Source organism: Pseudomonas sp. Pseusp15 (assembly GCF_059492165.1).
This window is the reverse complement of record NZ_CP168523.1, coordinates 1347689-1373470: the sequence shown is the minus strand read 5'-3', so window position 1 is coordinate 1373470 and position 25782 is coordinate 1347689. Positions and strand designations below refer to the sequence as shown.

General features: G+C 59.7%; 28 protein-coding genes. 18 read left to right on the top strand and 10 right to left on the bottom strand.

Annotation, left to right across the window (positions count from 1 at the left end):
- Positions 1–33 precede the first annotated feature (33 nt).
- Entirely contained in the window at positions 34–459 is a 426-nt protein-coding gene (locus tag ACEN8R_RS06270; RefSeq protein WP_495624643.1) for a GNAT family N-acetyltransferase, read from the top strand.
- 61 nt (positions 460–520) lie between these two features.
- On the opposite strand, the gene ACEN8R_RS06265 is transcribed toward ACEN8R_RS06270, so the two are convergent.
- The gene (locus ACEN8R_RS06265; RefSeq protein ID WP_007941140.1) at positions 521–871 is read right to left on the bottom strand and encodes a hypothetical protein; all 351 of its coding nucleotides are present in this window, start codon (positions 869–871) and stop codon (positions 521–523) included.
- Between the two features lie 147 nt (positions 872–1018).
- On the opposite strand from ACEN8R_RS06265, the gene ACEN8R_RS06260 reads away from it, so the two are divergent.
- The 8 genes from ACEN8R_RS06260 (at position 1019) to ACEN8R_RS06225 (ending at position 5185) form a co-directional block, all read left to right on the top strand.
- Positions 1019–1267 carry a hypothetical protein gene (locus ACEN8R_RS06260; protein ID WP_007941139.1) on the top strand — a complete coding sequence of 83 codons (249 nt, stop codon included), beginning with the start codon at positions 1019–1021 and terminating at the stop codon, positions 1265–1267.
- A gap of 18 nt (positions 1268–1285) precedes the next feature.
- Positions 1286–1615 carry a DUF6388 family protein gene (locus ACEN8R_RS06255; protein WP_258612360.1) on the top strand — a complete coding sequence of 110 codons (330 nt, stop codon included), beginning with the start codon at positions 1286–1288 and terminating at the stop codon, positions 1613–1615.
- Positions 1616–1713: 98 nt separating this feature from the next.
- Positions 1714–2106: a sulfurtransferase complex subunit TusD gene (gene tusD / locus ACEN8R_RS06250; protein ID WP_026286366.1), complete on the top strand. Its 393-nt coding sequence runs from the start codon at positions 1714–1716 to the stop codon at positions 2104–2106.
- A 1-nt stretch (position 2107) separates the two neighbouring features.
- Positions 2108–2470: a sulfurtransferase complex subunit TusC gene (tusC, locus tag ACEN8R_RS06245; RefSeq protein ID WP_018925536.1), complete on the top strand. Its 363-nt coding sequence runs from the start codon at positions 2108–2110 to the stop codon at positions 2468–2470.
- Complete coding sequence (tusB, locus tag ACEN8R_RS06240) at positions 2470–2763, top strand: sulfurtransferase complex subunit TusB (RefSeq protein WP_018925535.1); 294 nt, start codon at positions 2470–2472, stop codon at positions 2761–2763. The genes tusC and tusB overlap by 1 nt, the downstream gene beginning before the upstream one ends.
- Positions 2760–3095: a TusE/DsrC/DsvC family sulfur relay protein gene (locus tag ACEN8R_RS06235; protein WP_018925534.1), complete on the top strand. Its 336-nt coding sequence runs from the start codon at positions 2760–2762 to the stop codon at positions 3093–3095. The genes tusB and ACEN8R_RS06235 overlap by 4 nt, the downstream gene beginning before the upstream one ends.
- Positions 3092–4093, top strand: a complete 1002-nt coding sequence (locus tag ACEN8R_RS06230; RefSeq protein WP_018925533.1) for a glycosyl transferase family protein — start codon at positions 3092–3094, stop codon at positions 4091–4093. The genes ACEN8R_RS06235 and ACEN8R_RS06230 overlap by 4 nt, the downstream gene beginning before the upstream one ends.
- Before the next feature lie 90 nt (positions 4094–4183).
- A complete protein-coding gene (locus ACEN8R_RS06225) occupies positions 4184–5185 on the top strand; it encodes a glutathione S-transferase family protein (protein WP_018925532.1) in 1002 nt (333 codons plus the stop codon).
- Positions 5186–5240: 55 nt separating this feature from the next.
- On the opposite strand, the gene cysG is transcribed toward ACEN8R_RS06225, so the two are convergent.
- The 6 genes from cysG to ACEN8R_RS06195 all read right to left on the bottom strand — a co-directional run bounded on the left by cysG (position 5241) and on the right by ACEN8R_RS06195 (position 12820).
- On the bottom strand, positions 5241–6635 hold the full coding sequence (gene cysG / locus ACEN8R_RS06220; protein WP_018925531.1) for a siroheme synthase CysG: 1395 nt from the start codon (positions 6633–6635) through the stop codon (positions 5241–5243).
- Positions 6636–7916: a serine--tRNA ligase gene (gene serS / locus ACEN8R_RS06215; RefSeq protein ID WP_018925530.1), complete on the bottom strand. Its 1281-nt coding sequence runs from the start codon at positions 7914–7916 to the stop codon at positions 6636–6638.
- 15 nt (positions 7917–7931) lie between these two features.
- Positions 7932–8306, bottom strand: coding sequence for a fluoride efflux transporter CrcB (crcB, locus tag ACEN8R_RS06210; protein WP_007941127.1), 375 nt, complete (start codon positions 8304–8306; stop codon positions 7932–7934).
- A complete protein-coding gene (locus tag ACEN8R_RS06205; protein WP_018925529.1) occupies positions 8306–9628 on the bottom strand; it encodes a replication-associated recombination protein A in 1323 nt (440 codons plus the stop codon). The genes crcB and ACEN8R_RS06205 overlap by 1 nt, the downstream gene beginning before the upstream one ends.
- A 94-nt stretch (positions 9629–9722) precedes the next feature.
- Complete coding sequence (gene lolA, locus ACEN8R_RS06200) at positions 9723–10346, bottom strand: outer membrane lipoprotein periplasmic chaperone LolA (RefSeq protein ID WP_018925528.1); 624 nt, start codon at positions 10344–10346, stop codon at positions 9723–9725.
- A gap of 68 nt (positions 10347–10414) precedes the next feature.
- Complete coding sequence (locus ACEN8R_RS06195) at positions 10415–12820, bottom strand: DNA translocase FtsK (protein WP_019580089.1); 2406 nt, start codon at positions 12818–12820, stop codon at positions 10415–10417.
- 306 nt (positions 12821–13126) lie between these two features.
- Here ACEN8R_RS06195 and trxB point away from each other — a divergent pair, with 306 nt between their 5' ends.
- The 4 genes from trxB to infA all read left to right on the top strand — a co-directional run bounded on the left by trxB (position 13127) and on the right by infA (position 15948).
- Positions 13127–14086, top strand: coding sequence for a thioredoxin-disulfide reductase (gene trxB, locus ACEN8R_RS06190; RefSeq protein WP_064618784.1), 960 nt, complete (start codon positions 13127–13129; stop codon positions 14084–14086).
- Positions 14087–14153: 67 nt separating this feature from the next.
- Positions 14154–14834: a leucyl/phenylalanyl-tRNA--protein transferase gene (aat, locus tag ACEN8R_RS06185; RefSeq protein ID WP_495624642.1), complete on the top strand. Its 681-nt coding sequence runs from the start codon at positions 14154–14156 to the stop codon at positions 14832–14834.
- An 87-nt stretch (positions 14835–14921) separates the two neighbouring features.
- Positions 14922–15629 carry an arginyltransferase gene (locus tag ACEN8R_RS06180; protein ID WP_018925525.1) on the top strand — a complete coding sequence of 236 codons (708 nt, stop codon included), beginning with the start codon at positions 14922–14924 and terminating at the stop codon, positions 15627–15629.
- A 100-nt stretch (positions 15630–15729) separates the two neighbouring features.
- Positions 15730–15948 carry a translation initiation factor IF-1 gene (gene infA / locus ACEN8R_RS06175; protein ID WP_002553999.1) on the top strand — a complete coding sequence of 73 codons (219 nt, stop codon included), beginning with the start codon at positions 15730–15732 and terminating at the stop codon, positions 15946–15948.
- Positions 15949–16082: 134 nt separating this feature from the next.
- Here the strand turns inward: infA and clpA are convergent, their stop codons facing one another.
- Positions 16083–18353: an ATP-dependent Clp protease ATP-binding subunit ClpA gene (gene clpA / locus ACEN8R_RS06170; RefSeq protein WP_018925524.1), complete on the bottom strand. Its 2271-nt coding sequence runs from the start codon at positions 18351–18353 to the stop codon at positions 16083–16085.
- Positions 18354–18383: 30 nt separating this feature from the next.
- A complete protein-coding gene (clpS, locus tag ACEN8R_RS06165) occupies positions 18384–18746 on the bottom strand; it encodes an ATP-dependent Clp protease adapter ClpS (protein WP_015094394.1) in 363 nt (120 codons plus the stop codon).
- A gap of 224 nt (positions 18747–18970) precedes the next feature.
- Here clpS and ACEN8R_RS06160 point away from each other — a divergent pair, with 224 nt between their 5' ends.
- The gene (locus ACEN8R_RS06160; protein ID WP_064618787.1) at positions 18971–19258 is read left to right on the top strand and encodes a cold shock domain-containing protein; all 288 of its coding nucleotides are present in this window, start codon (positions 18971–18973) and stop codon (positions 19256–19258) included.
- 86 nt (positions 19259–19344) lie between these two features.
- Here the strand turns inward: ACEN8R_RS06160 and icd are convergent, their stop codons facing one another.
- Entirely contained in the window at positions 19345–20601 is a 1257-nt protein-coding gene (gene icd, locus ACEN8R_RS06155) for an NADP-dependent isocitrate dehydrogenase (protein WP_019580084.1), read from the bottom strand.
- Between the two features lie 506 nt (positions 20602–21107).
- Here icd and ACEN8R_RS06150 point away from each other — a divergent pair.
- The 4 genes from ACEN8R_RS06150 (at position 21108) to hflD (ending at position 25719) form a co-directional block, all read left to right on the top strand.
- Complete coding sequence (locus ACEN8R_RS06150; protein WP_018925521.1) at positions 21108–23333, top strand: NADP-dependent isocitrate dehydrogenase; 2226 nt, start codon at positions 21108–21110, stop codon at positions 23331–23333.
- Between the two features lie 129 nt (positions 23334–23462).
- The gene (locus ACEN8R_RS06145) at positions 23463–23909 is read left to right on the top strand and encodes an NUDIX hydrolase (protein ID WP_018925520.1); all 447 of its coding nucleotides are present in this window, start codon (positions 23463–23465) and stop codon (positions 23907–23909) included.
- Between the two features lie 59 nt (positions 23910–23968).
- Positions 23969–25099: a tRNA 2-thiouridine(34) synthase MnmA gene (gene mnmA, locus ACEN8R_RS06140; protein WP_495624641.1), complete on the top strand. Its 1131-nt coding sequence runs from the start codon at positions 23969–23971 to the stop codon at positions 25097–25099.
- Entirely contained in the window at positions 25096–25719 is a 624-nt protein-coding gene (hflD, locus tag ACEN8R_RS06135; protein ID WP_007940860.1) for a high frequency lysogenization protein HflD, read from the top strand. Before mnmA ends, hflD begins: the two co-directional genes overlap by 4 nt.
- The last annotated feature ends 63 nt before the right edge of the window (positions 25720–25782 follow it).

The following is a 25782-nucleotide window of genomic DNA, read 5'->3' as shown; positions in this document are numbered from 1 at the left end:
ATAGGCTCCCTCTTTGCCATATGGATGTAGCCCATGACCCTGCGAATTGAACTGTCGACAAACGCCACTCAGGAAGAGCGCGAAGCAATCCTCACACCGCTGCGCGCCTACAACGCCTCAAAGGCCGGGCCCACGGTGTCAGAGCAGATTGCCTTGCTGGTGCGCGATGACAACGACGAGATTCTCGGCGGGCTTTATGGCCGGGTGTTTTACCAATGGTTTTTCATTGAGTTGTTGTCGGTGCCGGACCAGGCACGGGGCCAAGGGCTGGGTTCGAAGCTGATGCAGATGGCCGAAGACCTGGCGCGGGAGAAAGAGTGCATCGGGATCTGGCTGGACACCTTCGACTTCCAGGCGCCGGAGTTCTACAAAAAACACGGCTACAGCGAACTGGGGCAGATTGCCGATTATCCACCAGGCCATAAGCGTTTCTTTTTCCAGAAGCGTTTGATTGATTAAAACGCAAACGTTGTGGGAGCGAGCCTGCTCGCTCCCACAGGGGGACTGCCTCATAAACCTCTTACAGGCAGGTCGCCAACGCCGCCAAACGACGCTTGGCAACAAAATCATCATGCTGGGCGTAGTAGCTCAAGGCCGTGCCTGAAGCATCGCTGGTCACGTCCACGAAAGATTCGGCCGAACGGGTGTAGACCGTCGAGCCGCCCTTCTTGCCCGGCTGCAAATACGCACCGGCATCGACGCCGAACACCGCCTCGTCCTGCCAGGCAAACTGCACGCACTGGGCGACGACTTTTTCCGGTTTGTCCGAGGTCAGGGTTTTGTACGGGGTTTTGGTGCGGGCGTCGTTCATCGCCGATCCGGCGCAGCCCGCCAGCAAGGTTGCGGCCAGCGCCACCATCAGAATTCGCATTGCGTTCGCTCATCAGGAAAAAGCGGACTGTACCACCGCGGCGCGGCGTATCGTTCTGCTTTACTTCATTTATACCGCGACACCGCGCAACGATTCGCGCACCCTGTCGCGCCGATAGCCTCGCATCGCCCATTTTTCAGGAAAGCCATGACACCCAATGCCGAGTTCTACAAACCCTCCACCGACTACGCCGACAAACTGATCAGCCAGATCGGCCAGACGCCGGCCTGGATCGCCAAGCGAATTGGCGTCACCGACAAGCGGATTCGTTACATTCTCGACGGCGAAAGAACCGTCAAAGGCGAAACCACGCCGATCCAGATGACCTACACCGAGCAGTTTGCCCTTGAGTGTCTGGCTGCGGCTGCCAAGGCGAGCAAAAAGCAGTCTTCGTAATCCCCTCAAGGAGTGACCATGGCGGCAACCGAACAGCAACACGAACAGGCGCTGAGGAAATTTCTCGATGAACGCCCTGAGCTGCGTCTTGAGCTCGACAATCTCAATCCCCTGCTCGCCCAGGCCAAAGGCGAGACGATGGCGCAGTACCGCGACGAACGCTTGCATGAAGCGTTCGAAGCCGAGGCCGAGCGCCTGGGTTTGTTTGCCTGGGAGCTGACACTGCAACTGACCACCGCCACGCCCGAGGAATATCAGGCCCAACGCATGGAAGTGCACAAGGAAGTTGCAGAGATGGCCGGCATGGACTGGCTTGAGTATTGCGAGTTGTACGGGCTGACCAAATAATCCTCGCGATGGCAGCGACTCGGTCTGCGAGTAAACGCCCTTCGCCGCCCTGCCGATAAAGCTTTATCATGGCCGCAGTTTTGCTGATCGAGTCCGTCATGAAATTCGCCATTGCGCTGTTTTCCGCCGCCCATGCGCCCTCCTCGCGCCGTGCCTTGCTGTTCGCCCAGGCCGCGCTGGCCGGCGGGCATGAGATTGTCCGGCTGTTTTTCTATCAGGATGGTGTCTACAACGCGTCCGGCAGTGTGGTCACGCCTCAGGATGAGCAGGATTTGCCCAAGCAATGGCGCACCTTCGTCACCGAACATCAACTCGATGGCGTGGTCTGCATCGCCGCCGCCCTGCGTCGCGGCGTGCTGAACGAGGAAGAAGCCCAGCGCTATCAACGTGAAGCGGTCGCCGTGGGCGCGCCGTGGGAATTGTCCGGCCTTGGCCAGTTGCATGACGCGGTGCAGGACGCTGACCGTCTGATCTGTTTCGGAGGCGCGTGAGATGGCTAAATCCTTGCTGATTATCAGCCGTCAGGCGCCGTGGTCCGGGCCGAATGCGCGGGAAGCGCTGGACATCGTGCTGGCCGGCGGCGCCTTCGATCTGCCGATCGGGCTGCTGTTTCTTGATGACGGCGTGTTCCAGCTCGCCGCGAAACAGGACGCCAAGGCATTGCAGCAGAAAGACCTGAGCGCCAACCTGCAAGCCTTGCCGATGTTTGGCGTCGAAGACCTGTTCGTGTGCGCTGAAAGCGTAGCGGCCCGAGGCCTGGACCCCAAAGGTCTGTCGCTTGAAGAAGCCCGGGTACTGAGCGCCCAGGACATCACCGCCCTTATTGACCGTTACGACCAGGTGATCACCCTCTGATGTCGACTTTGCATGTGTTGTCTCATTCCCCTTTCGGCGACGAGCGCCTGGGCAGTTGCCTGCGCGTGATCGGCCCCAACGATGCGCTGCTGCTGAGTGGCGATGCGGCCTATGCCTTGCAGCCAGGCACCGCGCCATTCAGCTCTTTGCATGCTCGCAACCTGAAACTGTTCGTACTGGCCGAAGACGCGCAGGCCCGGGCTCTGCAAGTTCCGGACTGGGCCAGTGCCATTGACTACCCGGCCTTCGTCGAACTGTCGATTCACTATGACAAGGTCAACAGTTGGCTATGAAATCCCTGACCGTTGGCGCCCGCGCCATTGAACTGGACAAGGACGGCTTCCTGGTGGAACTGAGCGACTGGTCTACCGAGGTGGCCACCGCCCTCGCCGCCGCCGAAGACATCGAGTTGAGCCCGGAACATTGGGAAATCCTCGAACTGCTGCGCAGTTTCTACGACGAATTCCAGTTGTCCCCGGCCACCCGCCCGCTGATCAAGTACACCGCATTGAAGCTCGGCCCCGACAAGGGCAACAGCCTGCACCTGAACCGACTGTTCAAAGGCACCCCTGCCAAACTCGCCGCGAAACTGGCGGGCCTGCCCAAACCGACGAATTGCTTATGACCGACTATCCAGCGCTGACCCTCGAAACGCCCGCCGAGCACCCGTTCGCCCAATTCGTGCGGATCCTTGGCAAAGGCAAACGCGGCGCCCGCGATCTGACCCGCGAAGAAGCCTGCCAAGCCATGGGCATGGTGCTCGACGACAAGGTCGAGGACACCCAGCTCGGCGCGTTCCTGATGCTGTTGCGGCACAAGGAAGAGAGCGCCGAGGAAATGGCCGGGTTCACCGAAGCCTTGCGTGAACGCCTGAATCCACCGGCGCTGGCGGTCGATCTGGACTGGCCGACGTACGCAGGCAAGAAGCGGCATTTGCCGTGGTATCTGCTGGCGGCCAAGTGCCTGGCGCAGAACGGCGTGCGCATCTTCATGCACGGCGGTGGCGCGCACACGGCGGGGCGGCTGTACAGCGAGCAACTGCTCGAGACGCTGAACATACCGTTGTGCCGCAACTGGCAGCAGGTCGGTGCGGCCCTCGATCAGGGCGGCCTGGCGTTCATGCCATTGGTGGACTGGGCTCCCCAGCTTCAGCGAATGATCGACCTGCGCAACACCCTGGGCCTGCGCTCGCCGATCCATTCCCTGGCGCGGATTCTCAACCCGCTGGGCGCCCGTTGTGGCCTGCAAAGCATTTTCCACCCCGGCTACCAGGCGGTGCATCGCGATGCCAGCGGTCTGCTCGGGGACACGGCAATCGTCGTCAAGGGCGATGGCGGCGAGATTGAGATCAACCCGGACGCCGACAGTCACCTGTATGGCACCACCGGCGGCGAAAGCTGGGATGAAGAATGGCCGCAGCTGTCGAGCCAGCGCCACGTCAAACCGGCGAGCCTGGACCCGGAGCACTTGAAAGCCGTATGGCGTGGCGACGTGGTCGACAGCTACCCGCAAATGGCGCTGATCTCGACCATGGCCCTGGCCTTGCGCGGCCTCGGCCAGCCCCGCGAACAAGCCTTCGAAACCGCCCAGCAATATTGGGACGCCCGGGACCGATCGATTTAATCGATCATAACAGCCCAACCTTTGCGCTTTTTGTTCGAACCTATGCGCATAGACTCATCTCCAACGCTTATAGGTTGAGGAGTCAGGCACATGGGTTTGTTAGTCGAAGGTCGCTGGCAGGATCAGTGGTACCAAAGCAGCAAGGATGGCGCGTTCCAGCGTGAACAGGCGCAGCGTCGCAACTGGCTGACTGCCGATGGCAAGCCAGGCCCGAGCGGCGTCGGTGGTTTTGCCGCCGAGGCCGGTCGCTATCACCTCTATGTGTCCCTCGCCTGCCCGTGGGCCCACCGCACGCTGATCCTGCGCAAACTCAAAGGCCTTGAAAGCCTGATCGACGTGTCGGTGGTCAGCTGGTTGATGCTGGAAAACGGCTGGACCTTCGATAAAAACCTCGGGTCGACTGGCGACAAGCTCGATCATTTCAATTTCATGCACCAGCGCTACACCGCCGATACCGCCGACTACACCGGCCGCGTCACCGTGCCGGTGTTGTGGGATAAACAGACCAACCGCATCGTCAGCAATGAATCGGCGGAAATCATCCGCATGTTCAACAGTGCGTTCGATGACTTGACCGGCAATGACCTGGATTTCTACCCGGCACCGCTGCGCAGCGAAATCGACGCCCTGAACGAGCGGATTTATCCAGCAGTGAACAACGGCGTCTATCGCGCCGGGTTTGCCACCTCGCAGCAGGCTTATGAAGAGGCGTTCGATGAGTTGTTTGCCGAGCTGGATCGGCTGGAGCAACTGCTGGGCGCGAACCGTTACCTGACGGGTGAATACCTGACCGAAGCGGATATTCGCCTGTTCACCACGCTGATTCGTTTTGATGCGGTGTATCACGGCCACTTCAAATGCAATCTGCGGCGGATTGCCGATTATCCGAACCTGTCGAACTGGCTACGGGAGATTTATCAGTGGCCCGGGATTGCCGAGACGGTGGATTTCACCCACATCAAGAACCACTACTATGGTAGCCACAAGACCATCAATCCGACCGGGATTGTGCCTAAAGGGCCGGCGCAGGATTTCACCGGGGCACATGATCGGGGGCGGTTGAGCGGGAAAGGGGTTTGGCGCAAGGCCTGAGGTTGATCGTTCCCACGCGAAGCGTGGGAACGATCACATGAAAGCGACTCGGTATTCAGACCTGCGCCTGAGCCCCTTCGAACCACGCCAGTTTCTCGCGCAGTTGCACCACTTCCCCAACGATCACCAGTGTCGGCGCATGCACTTCATGCTCCGCCACCAGCCGTGGCAGGTCGGCCAGGGTGCCGGTAAATACCCGCTGATTGACCGTGGTGCCCTGCTGGATCAACGCCGCCGGGGTATCAGCCGCGCGACCGTGCTTGATCAACTGCTCGCAGATGATCGGCAAGCCCACCAGCCCCATGTAAAACACCAGGGTTTGCGCCGGCGCGACCAGGTCGGCCCACGGCAAATCGGTGGAACCGTCCTTGAGGTGCCCGGTGACAAACCGCACTGACTGCGCGTAATCGCGGTGAGTCAGCGGAATCCCGGCATACGCCGCGCAACCGCTGGCAGCGGTAATGCCCGGCACGACCTGGAACGGGATGCCATGGGCCGCCAGTTCTTCGATCTCTTCGCCGCCACGCCCGAAAATGAACGGATCGCCACCCTTCAAGCGCACCACGCGCTTGCCGGACTTGGCCAGATCCACCAGATGCTGGTTGATCTGTTCCTGAGGCACTGCGTGATCGGCGCGGCGCTTGCCGACGTAGACCCGCTCGGCATCGCGACGGCACAAATCCAGAATCGCCGGCGCCACCAGACGGTCATACAGCACCACGTCGGCTTGCTGCATCAGGCGCAAGGCGCGGAAGGTCAACAAGTCGGGGTCACCCGGCCCGGCGCCCACCAGATAGACCTCACCGGTGGCCACAGGGGCTTCGCCGTTGATTTTGGCCAGCATCAAGCGCTCGGCTTCAGCGCCCTGCCCGGCCAGTTGCCGGTCGGCAATCGGGCCCTGGAACACATCCTCCCAGAACGCCCGACGCTGCTGCACATCCGGAAACAGGCCTTTGACCTGGTTGCGGAAACGCGCCGCCAGACCGGCCAGTTGACCGTAAGTGGAAGGAATCCAGGTTTCCAGCTTGGCGCGAATCAACCGCGCCAGCACCGGTGCATCACCGCCACTGGACACGGCAATGATCAGCGGCGAACGGTCGACGATCGCCGGGAAGATCACGCTGCACAGGGCCGGCGCGTCCACCACGTTGACCGGCACGCAACGCCGATGGGCATCGGCGGAGACTTGCGCGTTCAGCGGTTCATCGTCGGTGGCGGCGATGATCAGCCCGCAACCGTCCAGATCCGCCTCGACGTAGCCACGCACCAGGCACTCGCCGCCGCTGCCAGCTACCAGCTCACGCAACTGCGGTTCGATTTCAGGTGCGACCACCCGCAGTAGCGCACCGGCTTCGGCCAGCAGGCGGGATTTGCGCAAGGCAATCTCCCCCCCGCCGACGACCAACACACGACTGCCGCGAAGGTTATGGAACAGCGGCAGATAGTCCATTTAGCCGATGACCTCAAGGCCACCCATGTACGGCTTGAGCACTTCAGGGACACGGATCGAACCGTCGGCCTGCTGATAGTTCTCGAGTACCGCCACCAGGGTACGACCGACCGCCAGGCCGGAACCGTTCAGGGTGTGCACCAGCTCAGGCTTTCCGGTTTCCGGGTTGCGGAAACGCGCTTGCATACGGCGGGCCTGGAAGTCGCCACAGTTGGAGCACGACGAAATCTCGCGATACTTGTCCTGGCTCGGAATCCACACTTCCAGGTCGTAGGTCTTGACCGCGCTGAAGCCCATGTCGCCGGTGCACAGCGCCAGGGTGCGGTATGGCAGCTCCAGCAGTTGCAGGACTTTCTCGGCGTTGGCGGTCAGGTTTTCCAGCGCTTGCATCGAGGTCGACGGCTCAACGATCTGGACCATCTCGACCTTGTCGAACTGGTGCTGACGGATCATCCCGCGAGTGTCGCGACCCGACGCGCCAGCCTCGCTGCGGAAGCACGGCGTGTGTGCCACGAACTTGATCGGCAGCAGTTTCGAATCGACGATTTCGCCGGCCACAATGTTGGTCAGCGACACCTCAGCGGTCGGAATCAGGTACAGATCGGCTTCGCCGTCGCGGCTGATCTTGAACAGGTCTTCTTCGAATTTCGGCAACTGACCGGTGCCCTGCAGGGCCGGCGCTTGTACCAGATAAGGCGTGTAAGCCTCTTCGTAACCGTGTTCGTTGATGTGCAGGTTGATCATGAACTGCGCCAGCGCACGGTGCAGGCGAGCAATCGGGCCGCGCAGCAGGGCGAAACGGGCGCCGGACAGTTTGGCGGCGGTTTCGAAGTCCAGCCAGCCGAACTTCTCGCCCAGGGCCACGTGGTCCTGAACCGGGAAGTCGAAAGCCTTCGGCGTGCCCCAACGGCGCACTTCAACGTTGCCTTCTTCGTCATCGCCGACCGGCACCGATTCGTGCGGCAGGTTCGGGATACCCAGCAGGATCGAATCCAGCTCGGTCTGGATCGCGTCCAGCTCGACTTTACCGGCGCTCAACTCGCCCGCCATGCGCTCGACATCCGCCATCAGCGGCGCGATGTCTTCGCCGCGCTGCTTGGCCTGGCCGATGGATTTGGAGCGCGCGTTACGTTCAGCCTGCAGAGCTTCGGTGCGGGTCTGGACGGTCTTGCGCTGTTCTTCCAGCGCTTCGATGCGCGCAACATCCAGGGCAAAGCCACGGGATGCCAGGCGGTCCGCTACGTCCTGAAGGTTGCTACGTAACAGTTTGGAATCGAGCATGTCGGTTTCTCGTTATCAAAGTTTGGTCAAGGACAGGCCAGCCCAGGTGGCGAGCAGCCCGCCGAATACGCTGATGGCCGCATAGCCCAAGGCCAGCGGCACTTGCCCGGTTTCCAGCAGGCGCACCGTATCCAGTGAAAAGGATGAAAAAGTCGTCAGCCCCCCGAGGAAGCCGACGATCAGCCCGGCGCGTACCGCAAACGATACCTCCGGGCGAATCAAAAACAGGCCGTATAGAACGCCGATCAGCAAACAGCCCACGATATTAACGGCCAGCGTCGCGGTATAGAAGTGCCGCGGCCAATTCGCGTTGATCCAGTTACCGGTGGCGAAGCGCAACAGCGTGCCGGCGACACCACCGACGGAAACCGCAACAATCAAGGGAATCACTATTTTCTCCGCTGTCGGGGGCTTAGACGGTCAAGCTGCGCGAGGTGGTTGAGCTTTTCGCCGATCTTCAGCTCCAGGCCGCGGGGCACGGGTTGATAGAACCGTTGTGGCTCCAACTCGTCCGGGAAGTAATCTTCGCCAGCGGCGTAGGCATCCGGTTCATCGTGGGCGTAACGATATTCATCGCCATAGCCCAATTGCTTCATCAACTTGGTCGGCGCATTGCGCAGGTGCAGCGGCACCTCCAGCGAACCGTGTTCGGTAGCGCTGCGCATCGCGGCCTTGAAGCCCATGTACACCGCGTTGCTTTTCGGCGCGCAAGCCAGATAGGTAATGGCCTGGGCCACCGCCAATTCGCCTTCGGGGCTGCCGAGGCGCTCCTGCACTTCCCACGCCGCCAGGCACAGGCTCAAGGCGCGAGGGTCGGCGTTGCCGATGTCTTCGCTGGCCATGCGCACCACGCGCCGGGCCAGGTACAGCGGGTCGCAGCCGCCGTCGATCATTCGCGCGAACCAGTACAGCGCGCCATCAGGGTTGGAACCGCGTACCGATTTATGCAGCGCGGATATCTGGTCGTAGAAGGCTTCGCCGCCCTTGTCGAAACGTCGACGGGTGTCGCCGAGCAGGCTTTGCAGCAGGTCGACGCCGATTTCGCTGTGGTCTTCGGCCAGGTCCGAGGCGTTTTCCAGCAGGTTAAGCAAACGCCGGCCATCGCCATCGGCGGCAGACAGCAGCATCTGGAAGCCCTCGTCGCTGAGGCTCAGTTGCCGCTTGCCCAGCCCGCGCTCTTCGGTCAGCGCGCGATGCACCAGCTTGCGCAGGGCGGCTTCGTCGAGGCTTTTGAGCACATAGACACGCGCCCGGGACAGCAGCGCGTTGTTGAGTTCGAATGAGGGGTTTTCCGTGGTCGCGCCGATGAAAATCAGCGTGCCGTCTTCAACGTACGGCAGGAACGCATCCTGCTGGGACTTGTTGAAGCGATGCACTTCGTCGACGAACAGGATGGTGCGCTTACCGTACTGCCCGGCCTGCTGCTTGGCGACTTCCACCGCCTGACGAATCTCTTTGACCCCGGCCAGCACCGCCGAAACCGTTTCGAAGTGCGCATCCGAGACTTCCGCCAGCAGCCGCGCCAGGGTGGTTTTACCCACGCCCGGTGGCCCCCAGAAAATCATCGAGTGCAGGGCGCCCTGCTCCAAGGCTTCGCGCAAAGGTTTGCCGCGAGCGAGCACGTGTTCCTGACCGACGTACTCGTCCAGATTGGCCGCACGCAAACGGGCGGCCAGGGGCTGAGCAATCGGGGCGCTGCGAAACAGGTCCATCACGTACTTTTAAAACCTCGAGTCAATTCTCAAGTTTGGCGAACACCCTGTGACAAGAGCAGCCCCCTCGCCACACAAGCCCGCTTCTACAGGTTTACTCCTGGATCACATCGGCACCCTTGGGGATGTCGAACTTGAACTTGGAGGCCGGGATCGGCTCGTTGGCCTTCACGCCGGTGAACAGGATGTTGGTGCGCTGGCCGACGCTGTCGATCATCTGCATATCATTGACCAGACCATTGCGGAACGACAGGCGCAGGCTGTCGAACAGGGTGTCCTTGGTTTTCGGCTTCAGGGTGAAGTCGATCACGCCGCCGGCTTCCTTGGCGCTGATGTCAAAGCTCTGGCTGATCTTGGACACGTCACCGGACAGCAACAACGCCGGGGTCTGGGTCAGACGCTGATCAAGAGTCTTGATGGTGGCCTGTTCCAGATCCGGGTCCCACAGGGTCACTTTCTTACCGTCCGATACCATGGTTTGCTCGGCCGGCGCGTTGGTGTGCCAGTAGAACAGGCCCGGGCGCTGCAAGGACATTTCACCTGCAGTTTCTTGTAACTGGGTGCCGCTGCCATCGAGGGTCAGCTGGGAGAAGCGCGCGGTCAGGGTCTGGGATTTTTCCAGCAGTTGAGTCAGACGCGCCACGTCCTTGTCGTCGGCGTGGGCCGAGAGCGTGGTCAGAGCCAGTACCGGCAGCAACAGCATGCGGATAAGACGCATGGGAGTCCTCATAAACATTCGTGGGAGTGCGGGCGGTGTCTCAAGACGCCGCCCCTTTCAATACCGGATCAGTCGCGCACCGGGCCAGGGGCCAGGACTTCACGCGAACCGTTGGTGTTCATGGACGTTACGACCCCGGCCATCTCCATGGCTTCGATCATGCGCGCCGCGCGGTTGTAGCCGATTTTCAGCTTGCGCTGAACCGCGGAGATGGATGCGCGACGGCTTTCCAGGACGAACTGCACCGCTTCGTCGTAGAGCGCGTCGGTTTCGGCATCATCTTCACCGCCACCGCCGCCGTTTTCAAAGCCGCTACCAGCCTCTTCGACACCGGCGAGGATGTCATCGTTGTATTCCGGCGCGCCGCGCAATTTCCAGGCTTCAACCACCCGGTGCACCTCGTCATCGGACACGAATGCGCCGTGAACACGAATCGGCAGGCTGGTGCCCGGCGGCATGTACAACATATCACCGTGGCCCAGCAGTTGTTCGGCGCCGCCCTGGTCGATGATGGTCCGCGAATCGATCTTGCTCGATACCTGGAACGCCATACGGGTCGGGATGTTCGCCTTGATCAGACCGGTGATCACATCCACCGACGGACGCTGGGTCGCGAGGATCAGGTGGATGCCCGCCGCACGCGCCTTCTGCGCGATACGCGCGATCAGCTCTTCAACCTTCTTGCCGACGATCATCATCATGTCGGCGAATTCGTCGACCACCACGACGATGGTCGGCAGCTTCTGCAGCAGCGGTGCCTCATCGTGGATGCTTTCGCGCTTGTACAGCGGATCGCTCAACGGCTCGCCGGCGTCCTGGGCTTCCTTGACCTTGGCATTGAAGCCCGACAGGTTACGCACGCCCATCTTCGCCATCAGTTTGTAGCGCCGTTCCATCTCGGCGACGCTCCAGCGCAAGGCGTTGGCGGCGTCCTTCATGTCGGTGACCACAGGGCACAGCAAGTGCGGGATGCCTTCGTAGATCGACAGCTCAAGCATTTTCGGGTCGATCATGATCAGCTTGGCGTCTTCTGGGCCAGACTTGAACAGAATCGACAGGATCATCGCGTTCACACCCACCGACTTACCGGAACCGGTTGTACCGGCCACCAGCAAGTGGGGCATTTTCGCCAGGTCAGTGATGACCGGTTTGCCGCCGATGTCGTGACCCAGGGCCAAGGTGACCGGAGACTTGAAGTTATCGTACTCGGGGGTCGACAAGACCTCGGAGAACCGCACGATCTGCCGGTCTTCGTTAGGGATCTCGATACCGACCGTGGTCTTGCCCGGAATCACTTCCACCACGCGCACACTGGTCACGGCCAGGGAACGGGCCAGGTCTTTCGCCAGGTTGGCGATACGGCTGACTTTCACCCCGGCGGCAGGCTGGATTTCGTAACGGGTAATGACCGGGCCCGGGTGGATCGAATCCACCGAGACTTCGACGCCGAATTCCTTGAGCTTGATTTCCAGCAAGTGGCCGACGGCCGCCAGGGATTCAGGCGAATAATTGAGTTGTTTCTTTTCTGCCGGGTCGAGAATCGAAATCGGCGGCAAGGTGCCTTCCACGGCGCTGTCGACGAACAACGGCGCCTGTTTCTCTTTTTCCACGCGCTTGCTCGGAGCGGCCGGCTTCGGCGGTGCGGGAGCAATCACCGGCGGCACCTGCTTTTCACGCTCGGACATGTGCTTGCTCAGGGCCTGCTCGCGCTCGATCAGGCGTTCCTTGACCTTGGCCTGCTCACGTTTATCGGTGACCGTCGGCGCAACCACGTCATGCACGCGATCGTCGACCTCACGCAGCTGGGCGACCAGTTGCTTGCGTTCGGTACGGGCTGCCCACCAGCGATTGGCCGCACCCTGAAACAATTCGAACAAATCGAGGGTGATCTTGCCGGTGACGTCCATCACCTTGAACCACGACAGATCGGTGAATACCGTCAGGCCGAACAGGAACAGCGCAATGAACAACAGCGTGCTGCCCTGAATGTTCAGCGCATTCTTCGCCAGGTCGCCGAGGCTTTCACCCAAAGCGCCGCCGGCGCCGGCCGGCAGACCGGTCGCCGCATGGAAATGGATATGGGCCAGCGCCGCGCCCGACAGCACCAGAAACACCAGGCCGATCAGGCGCCAGGAAAACAGCCAGCCGCTCCACTGCCATGGCTCGTGGCGCTGACGGAAGATCTGATAGGCCTTGATCGCCAGCAATAGCGGGAAAATGTAGGCGAAGTAACCCAGGACCATGAACAGGATGTCGGCGCTGTAAGAACCGGCAGGCCCGCCGAAGTTCTGTACATCGTCGATCTTGCTGTTGTGGCTCCAGCCCGGATCGTCCTTGCCATAGGTCAACAAGGCCATCATCAGGAACAGGCACAAGGCACCGATGGCGATCAATGCACCTTCCTTGAGCCGGTAGTGCAATTGCTGGCGCCAGAGCGGAACGACTGTTTTAGGTGCTGCGGTGGATTTCTTCAAAACGCTTCTTTTCCTGCGCCCTTGGCGCGTCCATCTGTTGAATGACTATAAAAACTGCCCAATCCAGGCAGGTAAAAAAGTTAACAGTCCCAACCGGGACTACTTTTAACACTGTGCCCCGGCTTTTCGAAATACGGCACGCAGCGCTTTTTTGATACAAACACTGTTACAAGCGGGCATTGTACGGGTTTGTTCGCCCAATGCCATGCTTGAGACCCTTGGCTCCAGCATAGCCAACAGCACAATACGCGCAGTCCAATTTGAGCATGCATTCTCTTTTGTGACAAAGGCTTATGAGGTGTTTTTATGAGTGAAGCGAAGCATTCCCGCCTGATCATTCTGGGTTCCGGCCCTGCCGGTTACAGCGCAGCCGTTTATGCCGCTCGCGCCAACCTCAAACCCGTTGTCATTACCGGCATACAGGCCGGTGGCCAGCTGACCACTACCGTCGAAGTCGACAACTGGCCCGGCGACATCGAAGGCCTGACTGGCCCGGTGCTGATGGAACGCATGCAGAAACACGCCGAACGCTTCGACACCGAGATCGTTTACGACCACATCCATACCGCCAAGTTGCAACAGCGCCCGTTCGAGCTCATCGGCGACAGCGGCACCTACACCTGCGATGCGCTGATTATCGCCACCGGCGCTTCGGCCCAATACCTGGGGCTGCCATCGGAAGAAGCCTTTGCCGGCAAAGGGGTTTCGGCCTGCGCCACCTGCGATGGTTTCTTCTATCGCAACCAGGTGGTCGCAGTGGTCGGCGGCGGCAACACCGCGGTGGAAGAAGCCCTGTACCTGTCGAACATCGCCAAGGAGGTTCATCTGATTCACCGTCGCGACAAACTGCGTTCGGAGAAGATCCTGCAGGACAAGCTCTTCGAAAAAGCCGCCAACGGCAATATCCGCCTGCACTGGAACCAGAACCTGGACGAAATACTCGGTGACGCCAGCGGCGTGACCGGCGCCCGCCTGCGTCACAGCCATACCGGCGAAACCGCTGAACTGTCGCTGGCCGGCGTGTTCATCGCCATCGGCCACAAACCCAACACCGACCTGTTCCAGGGCCAGCTGCAGATGCGCAACGGCTACCTGCTGGTCAAGGGCGGCAGCGAAGGCGACGCCACCGCCACCGCCATCCAGGGTGTATTCGCCGCCGGCGACGTGGCCGACCACGTTTACCGCCAGGCAGTGACCTCTGCCGGAGCCGGTTGCATGGCTGCGCTGGATGCCGAGAAGTATCTCGATGACATTCCCGGCGTTTGACGGTTAACCTTCTATCTGGCGGGTTTATCGCCCGCCACCGCCCTCCCCTTCTGCAAGCCCGGATGCCATGCTGACTTGGTTACAACGCAATACCCTGACTTTTCCGCCGCTGGAAAAAGCCATGCGCGACCCCAACGGACTGCTGGCCGCGGGCGGCGATCTGTCCGCCGACCGTCTGATTCAGGCGTATCGCCATGGCTGCTTTCCGTGGTTCTCGGAAGGCCAACCGATTCTCTGGTGGTCACCGGATCCGCGCACGGTGCTGTTTCCCGACGAACTGCATGTCTCCCGCAGCCTGAATAAACTGCTGCGCCAACAACGCTATCAAGTGACCTTCGATCGGGATTTTGCCGCGGTCATCAGCGCCTGCGCCGCGCCGCGCGAGTACGCCGATGGCACCTGGATCACCCAAGCGATGCAGGACGCCTACGTCGAACTGCACAGGCGCGGCTACGCCCATTCGGTGGAGGTCTGGGACGATGGCGTGCTGGTCGGCGGGCTCTACGGCCTGGCCATGGGACAGCTGTTTTTCGGTGAGTCGATGTTCAGCCGCGCCGACAACGCCTCCAAATATGGCTTTGCCACGCTGGTGCAACATCTGAAAGACTCAGGTTTTGTGCTGATCGATTGCCAGATGCCTACCGATCATCTGCATAGCCTGGGCGCCCGAGCGATTCCCCGCACCGAGTTTGCCGGCTACCTTGCCCGGCACCTGGATCAACCCGGTCGTGCCACCTGGGTTTGCTGAGCGACATTGGCCCGTGTGGCTTACACTTAATGCGGGGAGACGAATTGAGAAAGTCCCCTTATCAAAAGTTTATCCCGAGGGTTGATCATGACCGAGTTGGCGCGTTTGAAGTTCTATGCCACTCAGCCCCACTCTTGCAGTTATCTGCCCGAGGAGCAGGCCACTACGCTGTTCCTCGATCCCAGTCAGCCCATGGATGTGCATGTCTACGCAGATCTGTCGGAAATGGGCTTTCGTCGCAGTGGTGATCATCTCTACCGGCCCCATTGCCAGAATTGCAATGCGTGCGTACCGGCGCGTATTCCTGTGGCGCAATTTACCCCCAACCGTCAGCAGAAACGCATTCTCAAACGCAATGCCGACTTGCAGGTACGCCCGGCCCGACCAACGTTCAGCGAGGAGTATTTCGACCTCTACCAGCGCTACATCGAACAGCGCCACGCCGACGGCGATATGTATCCGCCGAGTCGCGATCAGTTCTCGACCTTCCTGGTGCGTGACCTGCCGTTCTCCCGCTTCTACGAATTTCGTCTCGAAGGCCGACTGGTGGCGGTGGCCGTCACCGACTTGCTGCCCAATGGCCTGTCAGCGGTGTACACCTTCTACGAGCCCGGCGAGGAGCGTCGCAGCCTTGGGCGTTACGCGATTCTCTGGCAGATTGCCGAAGCCGGGCGCCTGGGGCTGGAAGCGGTCTATCTCGGCTACTGGATCAAAAACTGCAAAAAAATGAGCTACAAGACCCAATATCGCCCTATCGAACTGCTGATTAATCAACGTTGGGTCATCCTGAACTAGAACCCCTTGGCTTAAACCCCACTTTTCGGGCACAATGCACGCCGCTTTTGCCTGGCGCAGTTGCACCGGGCCATTCATTGGACACCGAGGGCTTTACTGCATGTCGAAAGAAGACAGCTTCGAAATGGAAGGCACTGTCGTCGACACCCTGCCCAACACCATGTTTCGTGTGGAGTTGGAAAATGGGCACGTCGTAACCGCGCACATCTCCGGCAAGATGCGCAAGAACTACATTCGTATTCTTACCGGCGACAAAGTGCGCGTCGAGCTGACGCCCTATGACTTGAGCAAAGGGCGCATCACCTACCGCGCTCGCTAATCAAGTCAATACAAAACGCCCGGCTATGCCGGGCGTTTTTGTGTGCGGATCGTTCCCACGCTCTGCGCGGGAACGATCATGGCAGGCAGCAAAAAGGCGCCTTTCGGCGCCTTTTGGCTTTGTTGCGGTTAACGTCAGGCCATTTCAGCCGTGGTCTCGAACTCGAAGGTCAGCTCGCCATCCTTGATGTCGATGTGCACCACACCGCCATGTTCGGCCAGTTCGCCAAAGAGAATCTCCTCCGCCAGCGGACGCTTGATCTTGTCCTGAATCAAGCGCGCCATTGGTCGAGCACCCATGGTCACGTCGTAACCACCGGCCGCCAGCCAGCTGCGAGCAGCGTCGGTGACTTCCAGCAGCACACGCTTGTCTTCCAGCTGCGCCTGAAGCTCGGTAAGGAACTTGTCCACCACGCTTTTGATGACCTCATGGCTGAGGCGACCAAACTGGATAATGGTGTCCAGACGGTTGCGGAATTCCGGCGTGAAGCTCTTCTTGATCACTTCCATCGCATCGGACGAGTGGTCCTGATAGGTGAAACCGATCGAAGCACGCGCTGCAGTCTCGGCACCGGCGTTGGTCGTCATGATGACGATCACGTTACGGAAATCTGCCTTGCGCCCGTTGTTATCGGTCAGCGTACCGTGGTCCATGACCTGCAACAGCAGGTTGAAGACTTCCGGATGCGCCTTCTCGATTTCATCGAGCAACAATACGCAGTGAGGCTGCTTGGTGATAGCTTCGGTCAGCAGACCGCCCTGGTCAAAGCCGACATAGCCTGGAGGCGCACCGATCAGACGCGATACGGTGTGGCGCTCCATGTACTCGGACATGTCGAAGCGAACCAGCTCGACCCCCAACGCCTTGGCCAGCTGCCGCGCAGCTTCGGTTTTACCGACGCCGGTCGGGCCTGCGAACAGGAACGAACCGACGGGCTTGTCAGGCGACTTGAGGCCGGCACGGGACAACTTGATCGCGGTCGACAGTGAGTCGATCGCCGCATCCTGGCCGAATACCGTGAGCTTCAGGTCACGCTCAAGGTTACGCAGCAACTCTTTGTCGGAACTGGTGACGTGTTTTGGCGGAATTCGCGCGATTTTCGCAACGATATCCTCGACCTGAGGCACTTCGATGCGTTTCACGCGCTTCTCGACTGGCTGCAGACGCTGATAGGCGCCCGCCTCGTCGATGACGTCGATGGCCTTGTCCGGCATGTGCCGATCATTGATGTAACGCGAGGCCAGTTCGGCAGCGGCGCGCAGGGCTTCATCACTGTATTCAATGTTGTGATGGAGCTCGAAACGCCCTTTCAGGCCACGCAGGATACCGATGGTGTCTTCCACCGAAGGCTCCGACACATCGACCTTCTGGAAGCGCCGGGCCAAGGCACGGTCCTTCTCGAAGATCCCGCGGAATTCCTGGAACGTGGTCGAACCGATGCAACGGATATCGCCCGAAGACAACAATGGCTTGAGCAGGTTCGAGGCATCCATGACGCCACCGGACGCAGCGCCCGCACCGATGATGGTGTGGATCTCGTCGATGAACAGGATCGCCTGCGGACGTTTTTTCAGCTCATTGAGCAACGCCTTGAAGCGCTTCTCGAAATCGCCGCGGTATTTGGTTCCGGCCAGCAAGGCCCCCAGATCGAGGGAATACACCACGCTGTTGGCCAGCAGGTCCGGCACCTGGTTGTCGACAATGCGTTTGGCCAGGCCTTCGGCAATCGCGGTTTTACCCACGCCCGCCTCGCCCACCAGCAGCGGATTGTTTTTGCGACGACGCGCCAGGATCTGCGCGACGCGCTCGACTTCGAGCTCACGGCCTACCAACGGATCGATACGACCCTGGCGCGCAAGTTCGTTGAGGTTGCTGGCATAAGCATCCAGAGGATTGCCTGAAGAAGAAGACTCACCGCCCTCGTCGTCCTGCATATCTTGTTCACCTTCAGAGTGATCGCCATGCCCCGGCACTTTGGAAATGCCATGGGCGATGTAGTTGACGACATCGATGCGCGCAACGCTCTGCTGTTTCAGCAGAAACACTGCCTGACTCTCTTGCTCACTGAAGATCGCGACCAGCACGTTGGCGCCAGTCACTTCGCGTTTGCCCGAGCTCTGTACGTGAAAGACAGCACGTTGCAGTACACGCTGGAAGCCCAGGGTTGGCTGGGTTTCACGATCCTCGTCATGCAAGGGGATCAATGGCGTGGTGGAGTCGATGAACTCCTGCAGGTCATGCTTGAGTTTGTCGAGGTTTGCGCCGCAGGCACGCAAAACGGTAGCGGCAGCCTCATTATCCAATAGGGCCAGCAGCAGGTGTTCGACGGTCATGAATTCATGACGCTTCGAACGAGCCTCCTTGAAGGCTAGATTGAGGGTGACTTCGAGCTCGCGGTTTAACATAGCTTCACCTCATACCCAAGTGGTCGGCGATTAACCGTCCTTCTCGATTTCACAGAGTAGCGGATGCTGGCTTTCCCTGGCGTACTGGTTGACCTGCATGGCCTTGGTCTCGGCGATGTCGCGGGTAAACACTCCACATACTGCCCGTCCTTCTGTATGAACGGCCAGCATGACCTTGGTCGCCAGCTCGCGATTCAGGTTAAAAAACACCTCGAGCACTTCGACGACGAAATCCATCGGTGTGTAGTCATCGTTGAACAAAACCACCTTGTACATAGGCGGCGCCTGTAAAGCAGGCTTAGCCTCCTGAACAGCAATGCCTGCGGAATCGTCGTCGTGTAAATCAGGGCGATCCTGATTGAATGTTAGTCGAATCTGGCTGATTGCATGCATGGAAAGAAAGGTTCGTCAGTTGTGCAAATACAGTGGTGGGGGCGGCCATCAGCGATTTCAACTCCGACTGCCCGGTCACCTTGACTATCGGGAAAACGGTGTTACAACCAATAGAGCCCACAGTGGGTAAAAAAGGTCCGCGGAGTCAATCTATTTACAAGATTAGACTGCGGATTAACTGGATGATACTCCAGTGATGGAGTCTGTTGCAGAGGGATATGAGTATGGCTGTCGGTAAGGTGAAATGGTTCAACAATGCCAAGGGGTTCGGTTTCATTAACACCGACGCCGGAGAAGGTCGCGACGAGGATGGCAAGGATATCGATTTCTTTGCCCACTTTTCGGCAATCAAGATGGATGGATACAAGACCCTCAAGGCCGGGCAAGCCGTATACTTTGACATTGTTCAAGGCCCCAAGGGGCTGCACGCCGTCAACATTACGGACAAAGTGGCCATTGACGCAGTAGCCGCCGCAGCCGCTACCAGCAGCCACGCCAAAGCCGTGAGCTGATTCATACCACCCAAGGCATCCAGTCATAATAAAACCGCCCGACTCGATCACTCGAGCCGGGCGGTTTTATTGCAGCCGCTCTTCGCTTACATGTGCGAGATCAGCGCATCACCGAAGCCCGAAGACGACACCAGTTTGGCACCGTCCATCAGACGCTCGAAGTCGTAGGTCACGGTTTTCGCACCAATGGCGCCATTGGTGCCCTTGATGATCAGATCGGCCGCTTCGGTCCAGCCCATGTGACGCAGCATCATTTCGGCGGACAGGATCAACGAACCCGGGTTGACCTGGTCCTTGCCGGCGTACTTCGGCGCGGTACCGTGGGTGGCTTCGAACATGGCCACGGTGTCGGACAGGTTCGCACCCGGCGCAATGCCGATACCGCCCACTTCTGCCGCCAGGGCATCGGAGAGGTAGTCACCATTGAGGTTCAGGGTGGCGATCACATCGTACTCGGCCGGACGCAGCAGGATCTGCTGAAGCATGGCGTCGGCGATGGCGTCCTTGACGATGACGTTCTTGCCGGTTTTCGGGTTTTTGAACTGCATCCACGGACCGCCGTCGAGCAGGGTCGCGCCGAATTCTTCGGCAGCCACTTCGTAGGCCCATTCCTTGAAGGCACCTTCGGTGAACTTCATGATGTTGCCTTTGTGCACGATAGTCAGCGAGTCGCGGTCATTGTCGACCACATACTGCAGGGCCTTGCGCGCCAGACGCTTGGTGCCTTCCAGGGAAACCGGCTTGACGCCGATACCGCAATTCTGGTCGAAACGGATCTTGGTGACGCCCATTTCTTCTTTAAGGAACTTGATGACCTTGGTCGCTTCCGGCGAACCGGCCTTCCATTCGATACCGGCATAAATGTCTTCCGAGTTTTCGCGGAAGATGGTCATGTCGACGTCGCCTGGTTTCTTGACCGGGCTCGGCACGCCTTCAAACCAGCGCACCGGACGCAGGCACACATACAGGTCGAGTTGCTGGCGCAGCGCCACGTTCAGGGAACGGATGCCACCGCCGACCGGCGTGGTCAGAGGGCCCTTGATGGAAACCACGTAATCCTTGACTGCGTCCAGGGTTTCCTGAGGCAGCCAGGTGTCCTGATCGTAAACCTGAGTCGCTTTCTCCCCGGCGTAGACTTCCATCCAGGAAATTTTGCGCTCGCCGCCGTAAGCCTTCTTAACAGCAGCATCGACAACCTTGATCATGACCGGGCTGATATCAACGCCAATACCATCGCCTTCAATGAAGGGAATGATCGGGTTGTTAGGAACATTGAGAGAATGGTCCGCGTTGACGGTGATTTTTTCGCCGACGGCTGGAACCTGAATCTTCTTGTATCCCATGCTGAACTCCATTGTTTGGATTGAACATCTGGCTTCGTCCGAGCGTACCCCAGTTGAATCGGCGCGCAAACCCTATGTTCCGTCCATCTGCCGCGAAGCTGCACGGTTCGTGACGTACAAGCCTGAAAGTAAAGGGAAAAGCGCCAAACTCAAGCACACCATACAAGGCTACTCCCCACACCTGCCTGCGACCTTTAGACCAATGGACGAGAATCGTTGCATATGAACCATCGGCAGATTGCCAGCTACCTATGTATAATGCCGCCGCTGACCACAGAGTCACGACGGCCGACCTCTCTGCCACTGGAAATGTAGCCGAGACTCTGGGCCCGGAAAAGCAGGATTGTTACCGCAGTCCACCCGCTTGACGCTCGACCGATGCACCCAACATCACCGCAAAGAAACCTCGACATTCGGCTCATGGATGACTTTGAACGAACGCGCTTACCCGGCGCCCCTCGAGTTTCTATGCACGCTTTAGCAAAGAAGAGAGAGTTAATCCGAATATGCCCACCCGCTCGAAGATCATCTATACCTTCACCGACGAAGCCCCAGCCCTCGCCACCTATTCACTGTTGCCTATCGTAGAGGCCTTCACCGCCTCCGCTGATATCGCCGTTGAAACCCGCGATATCTCTCTTGCAGGGCGCATCCTGGCCAGCTTCCCCGAGCAATTGGGTGACAAAGCGGTAGCCGACCACCTCGCCGAACTGGGCGACCTGGCCGTTACACCTGAAGCCAACATCATCAAGCTACCGAACATCAGCGCTTCGGTTCCGCAACTGCAGGCCGCGATCAAAGAGTTGCAAGCCCAGGGCTATGCACTGCCGGACTACCCGGAAACCGTGACCAGCGACGCCGACAAAGAAGCCAAGGCCCGCTACGACAAGATCAAGGGCAGCGCCGTAAACCCGGTTCTGCGCGAAGGCAACTCCGATCGTCGCGCACCACTGTCGGTCAAGAACTACGCTCGCAAGCACCCGCACAAAATGGGCGCCTGGGCCAAGGACTCCAAGTCCCACGTAGCCCACATGAGCACCGGCGATTTCTACGGCAGCGAAAAAGCTGCCCTGATCGACGCCGCTGACGCCGTTAAAATCGAACTGATCGCTCAAGACGGCACCACCACCGTCCTGAAAGAAAAAACCACCGTACAAGCCGGTGAGATCCTCGATTGCGCGGTCATGAGCAAAAACGCGCTGCGCAGCTTCATCGCAGCCGAGATCGAAGACGCCAAGGCCAAAGGCGTGCTGCTGTCGGTTCACCTCAAAGCCACCATGATGAAGGTCTCCGACCCGATCATGTTCGGCCAGATCGTTGCCGAGTTCTATAAAGACGCACTGGCCAAGCACGCTGACGTGCTGGCGCAGATCGGCTTCAACCTGAACAACGGCATCGGCGACCTGTACGCTCGCATCAAGGCCTTGCCTGCCGAGCAACAAGCGCAGATCGAAGCGGACATCCAGGCGGTTTATGCCGTTCGTCCATCGTTGGCCATGGTCAACTCCGACAAAGGCATCACCAACCTGCACGTGCCGAGCGATGTCATCGTCGACGCCTCGATGCCGGCGATGATCCGTGACTCTGGCAAGATGTGGGGCACCGACGGCCAGCTGCACGACACCAAGGCGGTGATCCCGGATCGCTGCTACGCCACCATCTACCAGGCGGTGATCGAAGACTGCAAGGCAAACGGCGCCTTCGATCCGACCACCATGGGCAGCGTGCCGAACGTTGGCCTGATGGCGAAAAAAGCCGAAGAGTACGGCTCGCACGACAAGACGTTCCAGATCAAGGCCAACGGCGTTGTTCGTGTCACCGACAGCAAAGGCACCCTGCTGCTGGAACAGTCGGTTGAAGCCGGCGACATCTTCCGCATGTGCCAGACCAAAGACGCGCCGATCCAGGACTGGGTCAAACTGGCCGTCAACCGTGCTCGCGCAAGCAGCACTCCAGCGATTTTCTGGCTGGACCCAATGCGCGCCCACGACGGCGTAGTGATCGAGAAAGTTCAGGCCTACCTGAAGGATCACGACACTTCCGGCCTGGACATCCGCATCATGTCGCCAGTCGACGCGATGAAGTTCACCCTGGAGCGCACTCGCTCCGGCCTCGACACCATTTCGGTGACCGGCAACGTATTGCGCGACTACCTGACTGACCTGTTCCCGATCATGGAACTGGGCACCAGCGCCAAGATGCTGTCGATCGTTCCGCTGATGAATGGCGGCGGTCTGTTCGAAACCGGCGCTGGCGGTTCGGCACCGAAGCACGTTCAACAGCTGCTGGAAGAAAACTTCCTGCGCTGGGACTCCCTGGGCGAGTTCCTGGCCCTGGCCGCCTCCCTTGAGCATCTGGGTGTGACGTACAACAACCCTAAAGCGCTGGTGCTGGCCAAGACCCTGGATCAGGCCACTGGCCAGTTCCTGGACAACAACAAGTCGCCATCGCGCAAAGTCGGCAACATCGACAACCGCGGCAGCCACTTCTACCTGGCGCTGTACTGGGCTCAGGCCCTGGCCGCCCAGACCGAAGACGCTGCACTGCAAGCGCAGTTTGGCGAACTGGCCAAAACCCTGACCGCGAACGAAGCAACCATCGTTGCCGAGCTCAACGCCGTTCAGGGCAAGCCAGTGGACATCGGCGGTTACTACCACGCCAATGCCGAGCTGATCAGCAAGGCCATGCGCCCGAGCGCAACCTTCAACGCTGCGATTGCTGCGTTGGTTTAAGGCTGTAAGGGAACATCACAAACCCCGGCCATGCGCCGGGGTTTGTGCTTTCAGCGTTGACAGCATTCAAATGTGAACACTGCCCCCCCCACAGGGAAAGCGTTTCAAATTCAACATCGAGGACATTTCATGGATTGGCTACCCCACATCACCGTCGCCACCATCGTCGAAGACAACGGTCGCTTCCTGATGGTCGAAGAATCCAAACACGGACGAACGGTGCTCAATCAGCCCGCCGGTCATCTGGACCCGGACGAAACCCTGATCGAGGCGGCCGTACGCGAAACCCTCGAAGAAACCGGCTGGGACGTCGAGCCAACCGGCGTAATAGGCATTTACCTCTACACCGCCCCGAGCAACGGAGTGACCTATCAACGCGTCTGCTTCACCGCCAAAGCGCTGAAACACCATCCCGACTATCAATTGGACGACGGTATTGTCGGCGCAAAATGGCTGACGCGTGACGAACTGCTGCAACAGCGCGCAAACTGGCGCAGTGAGCTGATCATCCGGTGCATCGATGATTATCTGGACGGTAAACACTTCAGCCTCGAGCTGATCCGCCCTTCTCTTTAGCCTTGCAGGCTTGAGCCTGCTAGAATCGCGTCCTTTTTCAAGACACTCATTAAATCCCTATGCGTGATCCAGCCCCTTCTGCCACACAAAAGAAGCGCGTCATTGTCGGTATGTCCGGCGGCGTGGACTCTTCCGTTTCCGCTCTCCTGCTGATCGAGCAGGGCTATGAGGTGGAAGGCCTGTTCATGAAGAACTGGGAAGAAGACGATGGAACGGAATACTGCACCGCCATGGATGACCTGGCGGACGCGCAGGCCGTTTGCGACAAGATTGGCATCAAGCTGCACACCGCCAACTTCGCCGCCGAGTACTGGGACAACGTGTTCGAGCACTTCCTGGCCGAATACAAGGCCGGCCGCACGCCGAACCCGGACATCCTGTGCAACCGCGAGATCAAGTTCAAGGCGTTCCTCGACTACGCCATGATGCTCGGCGCCGACCTGATCGCCACCGGCCACTACGTGCGTCGCCGCGACATCGATGGTCGCACCGAATTGCTCAAGGGCCTGGATCCGAACAAGGACCAGAGCTACTTCCTGCACGCCGTCGGCGGCGAACAGATCGCCAAGACCCTGTTCCCAGTCGGCGAGCTGGAAAAACCCGAAGTCCGCGCGATTGCCGAGAAACACGACCTGGCCACCGCGAAGAAAAAGGACTCCACCGGAATCTGCTTCATCGGCGAACGCCGCTTCAGCGACTTCCTCAAGCAATACCTGCCGGCACAGCCCGGCGAGATCAAGACCACCGAAGGTGAAGTCATCGGCCGCCACCATGGCCTGATGTACCACACCATCGGCCAGCGCCAGGGCCTGGGCATCGGCGGCCTGAAAGACGCCGGTGAAGAACCGTGGTACGTGTTGATCAAGGACCTGGAACACAACGAGCTGATCGTTGGCCAGGGCAATGCCCACCCGCAGCTGTTCTCCCGCGCCCTGCTCGCCTCGGACATCTATTGGGTCAACCCGATCGACTTGACCGAGCCGCGCAGGCTGACCGCCAAAGTGCGTTATCGCCAGAGCGACCAGCCTTGCACCCTGGAGAAGACCGCCACCGGCTACCGCGCCACCTTTGATGACCCGCAACGCGCGGTCACTCCGGGCCAATCCGTGGTGTTCTACGACGGTGAAATCTGCCTCGGCGGCGGCGTGATCGAAGTGGCCGAACCCTGGACCAGCAAGGACCATTCATGAGCCCGACTCAGGAGCAACTGACGGCCCTGGGCGGCGTGTTTCTCGCCGCCGTGCTGGTCGACAAGATAGCCAAGACCGGGCAGACCAACGAAGCCGGCCTGACTTGCATGCTCGGCAGCCTGTTGATTCGCGACCCCAAGGACACTCTGGAAGTGTACGGCGGCGACGACATCAATTTGCGCGAAGGCTATCGCGCATTGATCGGCGCCCTGGAACGCGATCCCAGCACCCTTCAGCGCGAACCGCTGCGCTACGCCCTGGCGATGCTGGGACTGGAGCGCCAATTGGCCAAGCGCAATGACATGCTGGACGTGATCGGCAAACGCCTGCCGCAGATTCAGTCCCAGGTCGAACACTTTGGCCCAGCCCACGAAAACGTGATCGCCGCTTGCGGTGCGCTGTACCAGGACACCCTGAGCACCTTGCGCCAACGGATTCAGGTGCATGGCGACATGCGCAACCTGCAGCAACCGAGCAATGCCTCGAAAATCCGCGCACTGTTGCTGGCCGGGATTCGTTCGGCACGCCTGTGGCGGCAGTTGGGCGGTCATCGCTGGCAGTTGGTGATCAGCCGACGCAAGTTGCTTAAAGAGCTTTACCCGCTGATGCGCAGCAGCTGAACCGCGCCTGCAATACCGTTTTGTAGTCAGTAACGCGTAATACGCCGGTCAGTTGGCAACGGA

Bases quoted from the DNA above. Each gene is read 5' to 3' on its own strand.
- ACEN8R_RS06270 (WP_495624643.1), top strand. From the start codon at position 34: ATGACCCTGCGAATTGAACTGTCGACAAACGCCACTCAGGAAGAGCGC.
- ACEN8R_RS06265 (WP_007941140.1), bottom strand. From the start codon at position 871: ATGCGAATTCTGATGGTGGCGCTGGCCGCAACCTTGCTGGCGGGCTGC.
- ACEN8R_RS06260 (WP_007941139.1), top strand. From the start codon at position 1,019: ATGACACCCAATGCCGAGTTCTACAAACCCTCCACCGACTACGCCGAC.
- ACEN8R_RS06255 (WP_258612360.1), top strand. From the start codon at position 1,286: ATGGCGGCAACCGAACAGCAACACGAACAGGCGCTGAGGAAATTTCTC.
- tusD (WP_026286366.1), top strand. From the start codon at position 1,714: ATGAAATTCGCCATTGCGCTGTTTTCCGCCGCCCATGCGCCCTCCTCG.
- tusC (WP_018925536.1), top strand. From the start codon at position 2,108: ATGGCTAAATCCTTGCTGATTATCAGCCGTCAGGCGCCGTGGTCCGGG.
- tusB (WP_018925535.1), top strand. From the start codon at position 2,470: ATGTCGACTTTGCATGTGTTGTCTCATTCCCCTTTCGGCGACGAGCGC.
- ACEN8R_RS06235 (WP_018925534.1), top strand. From the start codon at position 2,760: ATGAAATCCCTGACCGTTGGCGCCCGCGCCATTGAACTGGACAAGGAC.
- ACEN8R_RS06230 (WP_018925533.1), top strand. From the start codon at position 3,092: ATGACCGACTATCCAGCGCTGACCCTCGAAACGCCCGCCGAGCACCCG.
- ACEN8R_RS06225 (WP_018925532.1), top strand. From the start codon at position 4,184: ATGGGTTTGTTAGTCGAAGGTCGCTGGCAGGATCAGTGGTACCAAAGC.
- cysG (WP_018925531.1), bottom strand. From the start codon at position 6,635: ATGGACTATCTGCCGCTGTTCCATAACCTTCGCGGCAGTCGTGTGTTG.
- serS (WP_018925530.1), bottom strand. From the start codon at position 7,916: ATGCTCGATTCCAAACTGTTACGTAGCAACCTTCAGGACGTAGCGGAC.
- ACEN8R_RS06205 (WP_018925529.1), bottom strand. From the start codon at position 9,628: ATGGACCTGTTTCGCAGCGCCCCGATTGCTCAGCCCCTGGCCGCCCGT.
- lolA (WP_018925528.1), bottom strand. From the start codon at position 10,346: ATGCGTCTTATCCGCATGCTGTTGCTGCCGGTACTGGCTCTGACCACG.
- trxB (WP_064618784.1), top strand. From the start codon at position 13,127: ATGAGTGAAGCGAAGCATTCCCGCCTGATCATTCTGGGTTCCGGCCCT.
- aat (WP_495624642.1), top strand. From the start codon at position 14,154: ATGCTGACTTGGTTACAACGCAATACCCTGACTTTTCCGCCGCTGGAA.
- ACEN8R_RS06180 (WP_018925525.1), top strand. From the start codon at position 14,922: ATGACCGAGTTGGCGCGTTTGAAGTTCTATGCCACTCAGCCCCACTCT.
- infA (WP_002553999.1), top strand. From the start codon at position 15,730: ATGTCGAAAGAAGACAGCTTCGAAATGGAAGGCACTGTCGTCGACACC.
- clpA (WP_018925524.1), bottom strand. From the start codon at position 18,353: ATGTTAAACCGCGAGCTCGAAGTCACCCTCAATCTAGCCTTCAAGGAG.
- clpS (WP_015094394.1), bottom strand. From the start codon at position 18,746: ATGCATGCAATCAGCCAGATTCGACTAACATTCAATCAGGATCGCCCT.
- ACEN8R_RS06160 (WP_064618787.1), top strand. From the start codon at position 18,971: ATGGCTGTCGGTAAGGTGAAATGGTTCAACAATGCCAAGGGGTTCGGT.
- icd (WP_019580084.1), bottom strand. From the start codon at position 20,601: ATGGGATACAAGAAGATTCAGGTTCCAGCCGTCGGCGAAAAAATCACC.
- ACEN8R_RS06150 (WP_018925521.1), top strand. From the start codon at position 21,108: ATGCCCACCCGCTCGAAGATCATCTATACCTTCACCGACGAAGCCCCA.
- ACEN8R_RS06145 (WP_018925520.1), top strand. From the start codon at position 23,463: ATGGATTGGCTACCCCACATCACCGTCGCCACCATCGTCGAAGACAAC.
- mnmA (WP_495624641.1), top strand. From the start codon at position 23,969: ATGCGTGATCCAGCCCCTTCTGCCACACAAAAGAAGCGCGTCATTGTC.
- hflD (WP_007940860.1), top strand. From the start codon at position 25,096: ATGAGCCCGACTCAGGAGCAACTGACGGCCCTGGGCGGCGTGTTTCTC.